Here is a 12022-nt window from a genome sequence, read left to right on the forward strand (position 1 = left end):
GTACTATCCGGCTGACGCACTCGGAGTAAAGGGGGGAGCGTGCAGCTCACCGCGAGATCTCATCGTTTCCGGGCGGGGGTCGCCCTGCTGTTCGCCTGCGTCCTCGCCGCGACAAGCTGCGGGTCCGACACCGAGGCAGCCGAGCCCGCGGTGGACCTGGCCCAGCTCGATGTCGGCGGCTATGCCACCCTTCCACGCGAGCTCGGCGCGCCGAAGAACAAGGACGTGCCCCGGTTCGTCGAGGCCCAGCGCCTCGGCAACGTCATGCCGCTACCGGTGGAGATCGACCCGAAGCTGGTGTATCAGCCGCCGGGCACGGTGCGCCCGTTCCTGCTCCCCGACGAGTCGCATCCGAGCCCGATCCACCGGTGGATCAAGGAGGACAACTTCGCCAACGACGCGAAAGGTTTCGTTTCCGGTTTCTCGGCCACCGGCCAGTCCAACAAGGTCAATACCCTCGCGTACACGTTGTCGAACAACGTCCTCATCTTCTCCGACGCGAAAGCCGCAACCGAAGCCGCGGCGAACCTGTCCCGCGCGGCCTTCTACGACGAGGGCCCGGTCGAGCCCGCGAAGCTCGACAAGTACCCGGATGCGCATGTGCGCTGGCAGCCGAGCGGGCAGGTGCTCGCCTCCTGGCTGGCCAAAGACCAGTTCGTGCTCGTCACCATCACCAACAACTTCGAGAACATGGTCGTCGGCGAGTCGGACAAGCCGGGTTTGACGGCGCTCGCGGAGAAGTCCATCGCCGCGACCCTCACCGCCCTCGAAACATTCGAGCCGACGCCGCCCGATCAGCTCATGGAGAAGTCGATCGACCCCGACGGCATGCGGTCGATATCGCTGCGCCGCCCCGAGGGTGACTCCTTCCTCAACGTCCCCGGCACCTACGACCTGCACGGTTCCCTGCATTTCCCGATGGATCCGCTCGAACGCAAGCAGCAGCTGGTCGACGCAGGCGTCGATCGGGTCGCCTACGACGCGGGCGAGCTGTACCGAGCGGCAGACGCGGATTCCGCGCGCGAGCTCAAAGAGAAGTCGTCCGAGCTCAATCGCTACTTCCGCAGCGCGGACTCGCCGAAGGGCCTACCGCAGGCCACCTGCACCGAGTACAAAGGCCCGGCCAAGGGCGCGATCCGGTTCTACTGCCACGTCGCCTATGACCGCTACTACGCGTTCATGGGCGCCGAGCAGTTGCTGGACGCCCAGCAACGGATATCCGCCCAGTACGCCATCCTGGCCAACTCGAAGTAGGACTGCGGCATGCGAATTCGAAGCACAATGACCAGGTCAGCCGTTCGGAGCGCGGTACTCGCCGTCGCGGCTGTCGCTGTGCTGGCCGGCTGCTCGACGGTCTCGGGAACCCCGCTGGCGGCCGAGATCGACGTCCGGGAACTCGATACCGGCAGCTACCCGACCATTCCGCTGGATATGCGCATCGAATACGTGAACTCGCTGCGGGCGGGTACCGAGTTCGCGATCATGCGGCTGGCCGACAACGTCATCAGCGGCCTCGACGTCGACCCGAAGATGAAGTACAACCGCGGCATCAAGGGCTTCGACAATCCCCGCGCGGCCACCGAACTGCTCGCCGACGTCAACGGGCCGGTGCTCGAGCGGCACAAGTTCATGTTCGGTCTCGGCCTCACCTCGGCCGACCGCGCCAAGCAGGAGAGCAAGACCGCGGGCGAAGTCTCGCTGACCCTCGCTGTCCTGCAATTCCCGGACGAGCAGACCGCGAAAGCCGCCGCGCGCGACCTGGACCAGGCCGACTTCGACGTGGCGCGCGACCAGAACAAGCCCGTCCAACTCAACGACTACCCCGACGCGCATTCGCATTGGCGGCCGGGCATACCGTCCCTCGGATCGTCGATGGCGGTCGGCAGCTATGTCATGAGCATGCTGGTCACCTGGACCAGCCCCGATCTCGACTCGCTGACCGCGCTCGCCGAGAAGACCTACGCGGCCCAGATCCCGCTGCTCGAGCAGCTCCCGCCGCTGTCCAAACGCGAAGCCCTCGAGCTCCCGTACGACCCGGACCAGATGTTCAAACGGGCGTTGACCCCGGAAGACTACTTCTTCTCCCCCTCACTGGGCAGCACCGCGGTGCACACTCCGCGCGGGATCCTGCACTGGGCCGCCGAACCCGGCCCCAGCAAGAAGGCGATGGAAGAACACGGCGTCGATCGCATCGCGATGACCGAGGACAATCTGCTCTGGCGGACGCGGGACGCGGCTGCCGCGAAGGGTTTCGCCGAGACCCGGTTGACCGAAAGCAAATGGACACCGCTCGACGCACCCGAAGATGTTCCGGGCGTCCGCTGCGCCGAGGACTCGCGCGAATACGACGGCTCCGACACCCGGTACGGCTGCGTGGTCTTCTATGACAAGTACGTCGCCCAGGTCCACAGCGGGCAACCGGTCGACGTCCGGCAGCGAGCGGCCGCGCAGTACGCGCTGCTGGCCAATGCCCAGTACCAGTAGGCCGTCGGGAGTCCGTAGCGCTCGGCCCGAACACGTTCCGCCGGCGCCCACTATGCTCCGGTGGACAGCACCGTAGGCGGCATCCGATGCCGAACCAGCCAAGACAGGAGACCGCGAGATGGCGATGAGCCCCGGCACCATCGTGGGCGGATATCGCATCCAGCGCGTACTCGGCGCGGGTGGGATGGGCACCGTTTACCTGGCCAAACACCCCAGCCTGCCGCGGATGGACGCGCTCAAGGTGCTCAGTGGACACCTCAGCGCGGACAACGAGTTCCGGGCCCGTTTCGAGCGTGAAGCCAACCTGGCCGCCGGGCTGGACCACCCGAACATCGTGTCGGTCTACAACCGCGGCGAGGAAAACGGTCAGCTGTGGATCGCCATGCAGTACGTCGACGGCACCGACGCCGCCGCCGAACTCGAACGCGATCCGCGCGCCATGACCCCGCAGCGCGCCCTGCGCATCGTCACCGAGGTCGGAAAGGGTCTGGACTACGCACACCGTCGCGGGCTGCTGCACCGCGACGTCAAACCGGCGAACTTCCTGCTCTCGGCCGAACAGGACGAAGAAGAGCGCGTCCTGCTGACCGACTTCGGCGTCGCCAAATCCTCCGAAGACACCACCGACCTCACCCAGACCGGCAGCTTCGTCGCCACCATCGCTTACGCGCCGCCCGAGCAACTCGCCGGCGGCCGCCTCGACCACCGCGCCGACATCTACAGCCTGGCCTGCGCCTTCTACAAACTGCTCACCGGCCAGAACCCCTACCCGGCAACCCAGCCCGCGATGGTCATGATGGGCCACCTGCACGAACCGCCCCCACGCGCCACCGCCGTCAACCGCAACCTGCCACCCGCCATCGACCAGGTCTTCGCCCGCGCCCTCGCCAAAAACCCGGCCGAACGCTTCAACACCTGCCGCGAATTCACCGACGCCGCAACCCAGGTCCTCTCCGGCTCCATCCCCCACGCCCCCGGCCCGAACTACACCTCCGGCACGCACCAGTACCCCACCGGCACCCTCGGCTACACCTCCGGCGCCCACGCCCACGCCCAAGAACCCAGCTGGCCCCGGTACGCGGTCAACAACACCGCAGAGCAGACGCGCCCGCCCACCGACCCCCGGGCGCACATGTCGGCACCCAACCAGTCGATCCCCACGTCGTCCACCCCGGCCGCCCCCGGCCGCAAACGGCGCGGCGTGCTCACGGCAGCAGCCGCCGTGGTCGTGGTCGCCCTCGCCGCAGGCATCGGCATCTGGGCGCTCAGCGGGGGCGATACTCCAGCGGGCCCGTCGGAAACCTCGACAACCGCAGCAGCCCCCGGCTCCATCGAGGAAGCGCGCCAGAACAATCCGGCCTTCGAGGGCAAAACCGTCACCGTCGTCGACGTCACCGGCGGCAAAGCCTACGACAACCAGCTCGCCATGTACCTCTCCCCGAGCGACCAGGCGAAATTCCTCCAGGACCTCGGCTTCGCCTTCAACTCCGCATTCACCAAGGCCGGCGACGAGCCATCCCCGAGGCCGGTCACCAAGGACACTCGCTACACAACCTTCTCCAAGATCAACTCCGGTTACCTCATCGCCATCCGCAGCGACGAAGGCGCGGGCGGCGGCGGACTTTCCGGCCTCGACCCGTACATCAACGACGTGAAAGCAACCGTCATCGTCGTCGACGACCCTGCCACGGTGAACGCCTTCCGCAACTGGACCTCGTCCTCCCAACCCCTGCTCTTGGAGAAGCTCGTTCCGATCCTGCGAGCACAAGTGAAGTAGTATCCGTCCGGACCTACGAACACAAGGGGGAGGGCATGATCCATGCTGCGCGATCGACACTGATCAGAACGATCGGCGCCGTGGCAATGTCAGGAGCGCTCGCTGTGACGCTCGGAGCTTGCGGGGGAAGCGGAGTCGAAGGCAAGGCAGCCACCGCGAAGCCAGACCTATCCAACCTCGACGTCGGCAACTACCAGGCGGAGCCGGTGGAGCTCGGGAATGCCAAGAACGACAAGCAAGCTCGAGTCCGGGAATCCCAGCGGCTCGCAGACTACGTGGCTCTACCGTTCGAGATCGATTCTGCATTCGTCGAGCACGACCCTGGGCGCGGGTTCACCTCCAATGTCGTCCTCGACAACGACGCCATGGCGGATCTGGTCATCAACGACACATTCGACGAGGTTGCCGGGGACATCGTTGCCGGGTGGATCAATTCGTGGACAACTGCCGCATCCGGTAACGAGCCGGCGCGTGATCTGCACATTGCGGTGATGATGTTCCCGGATGCGCAGACAGCCGAAGAGGTCGCCTCCACCCTGGAGCATGACGACTTCACCTACAACACGCAGAACGAACCGGTCACTCTCCCTGAATACCCAGCTACCAAATCGCATTGGCGACCTGGAATCTCCTCGATCGGAAGCTGGACGAGCCATGAACAGTTCGTCGTTTTCGTGAAGTATGTGGATGAAACGTCCGCGCCGCACCTGCCGAACTTGACAACACAGGTGGAACGGGTATTGGACTACCAGCTCCCGTTGCTGGAAAAATTCGAACCGACACCGGCCGCCGATCTTGACCGCATTGCGCTAGACCCTGACAAACTCCTGGGAAAGACGCTGCCCACCGACCCGGAAACCACGACGAACCCAACGCCCAGCGGCTCATACAAAGGCCGAGGCGCTTTCCACGCATTGACGTTCTCCAACATGGATTTCATCGAAGAGAATGGCGTAGAGGCGATCGCCGTCGGAGAATCCATCGTTTTTCGCACACGCGAGGTCGAGGGCGCACAGCGGCTCTGGAACACCTGGAAACCATCTACGGACGAGGACCGGCCCGGTCGACCAGCAGAAGCGCCCAAGGGTGTCGAAGGGTCGGTCGAGTGCTACACACACACCAGCGAAGACGGTGCAGATATCGCGTCGTACTGCGTCCTACAGACGGGCCGGTACGTCAGCTACGTGGGCTCCCCTCAGATCCAAGATCTGCACCAACGAGTCGCAGCACAGTACGCGATGTTGGTCAGCGAATAGGGAAGCCGATGTTCACACAGAAGTTCGGAAACATAGCCGGACGGCGTCTCTTCTGCACGTCGGCTGCGGTTTTGACGCTGGCAATGACAGTCACCGGGTGCGGCTCTGCGGTAAATGGAAGGCCCGTACCCGGGATGACGCCGGTCCAGTTGGACCAACTCGATTACGGTGACTTCGTCAAGGTACCGTCTGATTACGAGCCCAAATCTCCCCCTACGCCCGCCGATGTCTTCAATATCGAAGCGCGGCGAATGCTCGACTACCTGATCTCTCCATTTCAGATCGATCCGGTGTTGCAACACCTGGAGCACACCAAATTGCTGGGACAGCGGGGCTCGATCTTCAGCGATTCGGTCACGGGCATTCTCCCGGCGGCCTTCGAGCCCATCGCGAAGCGGAACTCGTTCTTCACCGGCGTTTCCACTCAGCGATCGAACCTCAGCCTGCGCATCCGGGAATCGTTGTCGATCGCTATCATGCGGTTCGGTTCGGACGCGCTGGCGAAGTCCGCCGCGAACGAGTTCGACACCGCTCTCGGTCATATGGTGCCCGAGCGTAAGAAGCTATCCATCCCAGGGCATGACAAGGTGGTTGCCTCCGCCAGAGACGACTCCAAGGGCTGGGCTTTCGCCGTTCATGGCCCGTATGTGGTCGTCAGTTCTGCGGTCTCGTCCGCGGGAAAGCCGAACGCTCTTCCTGACCGGTTTGCCAAACTGTTCGACCTTCAGATGAAGGCATTGGAATCGCTCGATCCCACACCGCCGAACAACATACTGGATCTTCCTCAGAACCCAGAGGGCATCCTGCGACTGCCGGTGAAGCCATCCATGCTCGCGACCGATTCGTTCAGCGCAAGCTCGGATTACGTCGGCGTGTACGGAACGGCTGGATTCTCGCATTTCGCTACTGATGCCAAGGAGCTCGGTAGCGCGGTCACCGACGCCGGCGTCGACCTCATAGCACATGTCGACGGCACGCTCTTCAGAACCCGGGACCTGGAAGCCGCGTTCAAGTTACAGACCGCGCTCGCAGCGTTGGGCAAGGATGATGAGGAGATTCAGCCCCCGCCGGGAATCGCGGATGCCCGATGCGTCAAACGCGACGAGCCTCATCCTGTCTTCAACAGCGAGTTCGAATGCATATTGGTGCACGGTCGGTTCGTTGCCGTATTACGAAGCGGGGGCATGGGAACCAGACTCGATCCCGTGTTGTATCGGCGAACCGCTGCCCAGCTATCGATCCTCGCGCAGGTCAGGTGAACGAGATGCATCATCGAATGGCGCGGACGTGCATGGTGTACACATCCGCCGCATTGCTGGCTTTGCTGCCGGTCACCGCCTGTGGCGACGCGACCGAGGACGTGCCCACCAAGACAGTCGACACCTCTGCACTCCAGCCAGGCAGCTATCCCACCGAACCTCGAAACGTCGCCGACCGGAAACCTGCCAATGCGGCGTCGATCCGTGAAGCGATTCGGCTTGCGGAATCGATGCCGTTGGCAATGGAGGTGGACAAGCAGTACGTCTACAACCAGTCGTCATCGGGAAAGATCTACGCACCGGAACTGCCGCCTCAGCAAGGCGACAGCGTGTGGGTCGAGAACTTCGGCGCAGTCATCCCTGGGCTCGTTGTCGGATGGACCTCGAATGCGCAACAACGCGAGGACTTCGCTCTCGGCCGAAATATCGATCAGACCGTGCTCAGGTTCTCGAATCCCGATCAGGCCAAGCATGCGGCGAAGGTGCTTTCCGAGGACAACCGCAAAGACAGTCCAGCCAAGCGGGATGTCCGCATTCCGGGGCATGACGCTGCGATCAGCTATGTCACCGAACAGGATTCGGTGGTCACCTGGATGCCCCATGACGACCTGCTGATCTACACCTTCGTCACGCCGGGCTTGGAGGTGCCACCAGATGTCGACTATGTGATCGGCATGACCAAAACCGCGTTGGACAAGAACATCGAGATGCTCGCGGGCTACCAGCGGACCCCCACTGATGAGATGCCTGATCTCGCGATAGACACCGACGGACTACTCGGGCGGACGTTGCCAGTCGACGATATGAACAAGAGCGGGGCAACCGAGGGTGTGTACTCGCCCCATGCCGCCCTTCATCTGCGCGGCCGCGCCGACGTGCTGAAGCGCGCTTTCGACGATGCCGGGGTCGATCTGGTGGCTGACGCCGGCGCACGCGTCTACCGAAGCAGCGACTCGGCAGCGGCGTACCGGCTCGTCGCCGCCCTGATCGACCAACTCGACCCTCGATACGAGACGACAGATGCCCCCGCGGGCATGCCTGAGGCCAAGTGCTTCAAGAAGAGCGATCGACGATCGAGCCGCTTCACATCGATCCCACAGTTCCAATGCCTGTTCACCAATGGTCGCTATGTCGCAGTTGTCGATGCGGCACAGATTCAAGATCTGCACCAAAAGGCATCGGCGCAGTATTTGTTGTTGACAGACGAACGCTGATCGCACCGGGATCGACAGAGATCAGCAACCGCTAGTACGTTTCAGCCTCGAGGGGCATCAGACACAGGAGGTACGAATGCCGTTGCGGCCAGGTGCCGTCGTGGGCGGCTACCGAATACTCCAGGTCCTCGGTAGCGGTGGCATGGGCACGGTCTATCTCGCTCAGAACCCGATCCTGCCGAAGCGGGATGCCCTGAAGGTTCTCAGCTCCGACTTGTCGACAGACCCAGAGTTTCGGGCACGGTTCGAACGCGAAGCGAATCTTGCTGCGGGCCTGGATCACCCGAATCTCGTCGCCGTATACAGCCGCGGCGAAGAGGACGGGCAGCTGTGGATCGCGATGCAGTACGTCGACGGCACGGATGCGTCCGAAGAGGTCGCCAAGGGACCGTCAGTCATGACACCGCAGCGGGCGCTTCGTATTATCTCCGAGGTCGGCAAGGGGCTCGACTACGCGCACCGCAAAGGCCTCCTGCATCGCGACGTCAAACCGGCGAACTTCCTACTCTCACGGGTCGAAGGCGACGACGAAGAGCGCGTCTTCCTCACGGACTTCGGCGTGGCGAAGTCCGCTGACGATGGCCAGGATCTGACAGCGACCGGCAACTTCATGGCCACCGTCGCGTATGCGCCGCCAGAGCAGCTGGTCGGCGCACAGCTGGACTATCGAGCCGATATCTACAGCCTGGCTTGCTCATTCTTCAAGCTGCTCACAGGCCAGAACCCGTACCCGTCGACCATGCCGGCTGTCGTCATGATGGGCCACCTGCACGAACCACCACCCAGCGTGAGTGCAGCCCGGCCAGGCCTACCGGCGGCTCTGGATGCGGTCATCGCCAAAGCAATGGCCAAGTCACCCGAAGACCGCTACGGAAGCTGCCGCGAGTTCGTCCAGGCAGCCGAGGCTGCCCTGCTGGGCCAGCCCCAATTCCAAGCGCCACCTTCGGCATACGTCTCGGACCCGAGTCGCTACGCTCCGACGGCACCGCAGACTCAGTTTCAGTATTCCCAGCCGATGCATGCCGGTGACTCGACCGGGCCACGCATCGCTGCGACGGTTCCGAATGTGCGGCCGCGACGGGAACGCCGCATCAGCGGGAAACTTGTAGCTGCCACCCTCGCGGTGGTCGCGCTAATCGCGATTGCTGCGGGCACCTACTTCACCGTCGGGAGCCCGGGCGCAGACGCCGGACCCGGGTTGGCGCAGATCCGTGCAGACCACCCGGAATTCGCGGACAAGACGATTGCCGCGTTCAACATTGGCGAGTCGTCGATATCTGCAGTGCTGGATGGATCAGATCAGGCTAAATTTCTACAGGACATAGGGTTTCGATATAGCAAGGACTACCAGCCACTCGGAGCTGAGAAGTCGCCGCGTGACCTCGCTCCAACCACATTCCAGTTGGCCGGTCAGCTGGACGTGGTAATAGCTGTCCGGACCGACAGCCTTGCAGGTGGTGGCGGTCTTCGTGGATTACCGCCGGGCTTGATGGCAACAAGCGCGAAGATTGTTGTAATTGATGAACCCGCGGCAGTGCAGTCGTTTCAGGTATGGACCGACCAGTCGGCCGACCGCCTGGTAGAAACCATGGTTCCAAAGTTGTCGAAGGTACTCTGAGGGAGATTTTGCCCACCCAATGTCACCCGCCCCGAAACGAGCCCACCAAATTACCCACGCGGCAAAATCTGAACCCAGAACCGCTATCTGACAGGAAATCGAACTCGATCTCGTCCAGACAATGAAGTGCTCCAATGCGCTAATCGCATTGGAGCACTTCAGGGACTAATCACATGCCGAGCCAGGCACCGGCATTCTGCTTGTCAGTGGCACTCATATTGATCGCACCGTCCTCGACGACCTTTGCGATACGCTCCAGAACGCTGATCATCTGATCATGCGCGTTGTCCCAGCGAGCCTGAACCTGGTCGTAGGCTGTCCGGGCCTCATCCGTTTCCCACTCTGCGCGCAGTTGGTTGATGTAGTTGCGAAGCTCGTCACGAGTCTCATTGATGCGCCCCTGCGACGTACGAATGTCACCGGCCAGCATCATCAACTGACCTTCGCTGTACTTCATATTCCGCTCCCTTTGTATTAAGTACTAGTGAGTTAGACCTTCAGATTCAGACTCGAATCCGACCCGAGATCGCCCGAAGCACCCGCCTTCAGGATGTCATCGTGATGCTGCTGCTCGGCCTCGGTGTACCCCACGCCGTTCTTCCGAATCTGCGCGGCAATATCCTGCAAAACGGTGTGCAGATTGTCGGAAGCCCTGTCGTAATCGTCCATAACCCGCTTGAACGATCCGGCAGCCGCGCCTTCCCAGTGCTCCGCAGATCCCTGAACGAGGTTCCGGATCACACCCAACTCGCTTCCGAGCTGATTGTTGACGTTCTCGACGTGCTTGGCCGAGGTCTCCATCGCCGCGGCATCGGCCCTCACATTGCCAGACATGCTTCCTCCTGTTTATGGGTGGGTTCGGTCGTCCTGCTCAGGCAGCACCGAACTGCTTCTACATGAAGATTGGACGCTCTGAAGATCCAATCGGTTCCATCGATCTGGAAGAAATTTCTTGGGCTGGTGTCATGGGATGACTTCCAGCGTGGTTGCGACATCTGCACATAGTTGTGTTGTCGTGTCTTGCCCCCCTGTCTGATATTGGCACCCGATGGCGACTTGGGTGCTGTGTTCGACGATAACATGCCAGTCGACTTGTGAACCGTCGTCTGGATGTTCGGTGTAGGCCAGGCCGGAGCGGCCGCCGAAGACCACGTCACGGCGCAGCGGGCTCATGGTTCCCGCGGGCCGCTGTTTGATCTGTGCCTCGAGGTCGGCCGCCACCTTGTCGTAGCCGACGCCAGGTACGACCTGCTTCTGTGTGAGCGTGATTCGAGCCTTCGTACCATCTTCCGGGACCAGGTAGATCCGGGATCCACCTGCGGCCTCGGTGATCCGCCAGCCGGCCGGGGCCTCGAATCGGATGTTGCCGATGGCCTGAGAGGCCGGTACGGCCTTCGTGGTGGTCGCCTTTGCGGGAGTTGTCGGCGCGGCCGTGGATGACGAAGGTTCGGCAACGGTGGACGTTTGAGCTGCTGCTGCTGCGCTACCCGAATCATCGGGCTGGTTCAGTACGACAGCTGCGCCGGCACCTGCGACCACTATCGCAGCCACTGCGGCAGCAGCGATGTAGATCGGTGTGCGCGACCGAGGTGGTCGGGTGGCGGCTGCACGTTCGCGCAGCGGCTGCAGCCATTCGGTCTGCGGGAGCGGAGGAATCGCCGCCGTGGGGTAGTGCGAGGCCTCCGCCTGCTTGTTACGGGCGAGGTCGGCGTTCGCGACTGTGCGCAGATCGGTGTCCGGACCCGAGACGTCGGCGACCGCTGAACCGATGAGCTCGAGGAAACCGGTGTCGGCGCCACCGACGACCAGCACGCTATCGGTGGGACGTCCGGACAGCAGACGCTCGAGGAGAGCTCGCAACTCGCTGAAACCGGGGCTGCCCGGGGCGATCTCGGCGAAGGCCAGATTCGGTTCGTGCTCACATGCCTCGATCTCGGGGCCTTGGTGGCCGTAGATGATCGATGTGGCCGTTGTCGACAGTGGACCGAATTCGAGCACCACGGTTCGCCGGTCGCGATTGCGGGTATCGGCGGCCACCGCACGCAGGGCGGCCACTTGGAACTCGACCTCGGACGCGACACGCAAGCCGGCAGTTTCGATTGCCGAACGGCGTCTGGTGCCCCATTCGGTCGGGATGACGACGGTGAGACGCTCGCAGGGCGCTGGAACCCGAAGCTCGGTAAGCAATCTGCCGAACACGGCGGTCATGCCGTCGACCGGCGAGGGCAAGCTCGGCAGATAGGCGATGCGGTCAGCGGTCAGCAATTGCACTGCCGAACATGCCATCGACTGCGGCGCCAGTGGCTCACCAACGACGAGGCTGATGCCGTCGCTACCGGGTGCCACCGACGGTGGCATGTCCGCGTGCGTGTTCGAGCTCCGCGCCCAGAGACGCGTTTCGGTGATAGTCAGCT

At 63.0% G+C, this 12022-nt stretch carries 10 protein-coding genes; 7 read left to right on the top strand and 3 right to left on the bottom strand.

Going from position 1 to position 12022, the window contains the following annotated elements; all coding sequences use genetic code 11:
- The first annotated feature begins 39 nt into the window (after positions 1-39).
- The 7 genes from FEK34_RS01175 to FEK34_RS01205 all read left to right on the top strand — a co-directional run bounded on the left by FEK34_RS01175 (position 40) and on the right by FEK34_RS01205 (position 9608).
- A complete protein-coding gene (locus FEK34_RS01175) occupies positions 40-1254 on the top strand; it encodes a DUF7373 family lipoprotein (protein WP_138446018.1) in 1215 nt (404 codons plus the stop codon).
- Between the two features lie 27 nt (positions 1255-1281).
- A complete protein-coding gene (locus tag FEK34_RS01180; RefSeq protein ID WP_138446019.1) occupies positions 1282-2484 on the top strand; it encodes a DUF7373 family lipoprotein in 1203 nt (400 codons plus the stop codon).
- 118 nt (positions 2485-2602) lie between these two features.
- The gene (locus FEK34_RS01185) at positions 2603-4261 is read left to right on the top strand and encodes a serine/threonine-protein kinase (RefSeq protein WP_138446020.1); all 1659 of its coding nucleotides are present in this window, start codon (positions 2603-2605) and stop codon (positions 4259-4261) included.
- Positions 4262-4296: 35 nt separating this feature from the next.
- On the top strand, positions 4297-5517 hold the full coding sequence (locus FEK34_RS01190) for a DUF7373 family lipoprotein (protein ID WP_138446021.1): 1221 nt from the start codon (positions 4297-4299) through the stop codon (positions 5515-5517).
- A gap of 8 nt (positions 5518-5525) precedes the next feature.
- Positions 5526-6776, top strand: coding sequence for a DUF7373 family lipoprotein (locus FEK34_RS01195; protein WP_138446022.1), 1251 nt, complete (start codon positions 5526-5528; stop codon positions 6774-6776).
- A gap of 5 nt (positions 6777-6781) precedes the next feature.
- Positions 6782-7990, top strand: a complete 1209-nt coding sequence (locus tag FEK34_RS01200; protein WP_432760920.1) for a DUF7373 family lipoprotein — start codon at positions 6782-6784, stop codon at positions 7988-7990.
- Between the two features lie 76 nt (positions 7991-8066).
- Entirely contained in the window at positions 8067-9608 is a 1542-nt protein-coding gene (locus tag FEK34_RS01205) for a serine/threonine-protein kinase (RefSeq protein WP_138446024.1), read from the top strand.
- 169 nt (positions 9609-9777) lie between these two features.
- On the opposite strand, the gene FEK34_RS01210 is transcribed toward FEK34_RS01205, so the two are convergent.
- The 3 genes from FEK34_RS01210 to FEK34_RS01220 all read right to left on the bottom strand — a co-directional run bounded on the left by FEK34_RS01210 (position 9778) and on the right by FEK34_RS01220 (position 11954).
- A complete protein-coding gene (locus FEK34_RS01210; RefSeq protein ID WP_138446025.1) occupies positions 9778-10065 on the bottom strand; it encodes a WXG100 family type VII secretion target in 288 nt (95 codons plus the stop codon).
- A 32-nt stretch (positions 10066-10097) separates the two neighbouring features.
- Positions 10098-10442, bottom strand: a complete 345-nt coding sequence (locus tag FEK34_RS01215) for a WXG100 family type VII secretion target (protein ID WP_138446026.1) — start codon at positions 10440-10442, stop codon at positions 10098-10100.
- Between the two features lie 129 nt (positions 10443-10571).
- The gene (locus FEK34_RS01220; protein WP_212748676.1) at positions 10572-11954 is read right to left on the bottom strand and encodes a type VII secretion-associated protein; all 1383 of its coding nucleotides are present in this window, start codon (positions 11952-11954) and stop codon (positions 10572-10574) included.
- Positions 11955-12022: the final 68 nt, after the last annotated feature.

This window comes from Nocardia cyriacigeorgica, from assembly GCF_005863245.1.
Taxonomy (GTDB): domain Bacteria; phylum Actinomycetota; class Actinomycetes; order Mycobacteriales; family Mycobacteriaceae; genus Nocardia; species Nocardia cyriacigeorgica_C.

What these genes read in the sequence shown, in the direction of transcription:
- FEK34_RS01180 (WP_138446019.1), top strand. Translation starts at nt 1,282, where the DNA reads ATGACCAGGTCAGCCGTTCGGAGCGCGGTACTCGCCGTCGCGGCTGTC.
- FEK34_RS01185 (WP_138446020.1), top strand. Translation starts at nt 2,603, where the DNA reads ATGGCGATGAGCCCCGGCACCATCGTGGGCGGATATCGCATCCAGCGC.
- FEK34_RS01190 (WP_138446021.1), top strand. Translation starts at nt 4,297, where the DNA reads ATGATCCATGCTGCGCGATCGACACTGATCAGAACGATCGGCGCCGTG.
- FEK34_RS01195 (WP_138446022.1), top strand. Translation starts at nt 5,526, where the DNA reads ATGTTCACACAGAAGTTCGGAAACATAGCCGGACGGCGTCTCTTCTGC.
- FEK34_RS01200 (WP_432760920.1), top strand. Translation starts at nt 6,782, where the DNA reads ATGCATCATCGAATGGCGCGGACGTGCATGGTGTACACATCCGCCGCA.
- FEK34_RS01205 (WP_138446024.1), top strand. Translation starts at nt 8,067, where the DNA reads ATGCCGTTGCGGCCAGGTGCCGTCGTGGGCGGCTACCGAATACTCCAG.
- FEK34_RS01210 (WP_138446025.1), bottom strand. Translation starts at nt 10,065, where the DNA reads ATGAAGTACAGCGAAGGTCAGTTGATGATGCTGGCCGGTGACATTCGT.
- FEK34_RS01215 (WP_138446026.1), bottom strand. Translation starts at nt 10,442, where the DNA reads ATGTCTGGCAATGTGAGGGCCGATGCCGCGGCGATGGAGACCTCGGCC.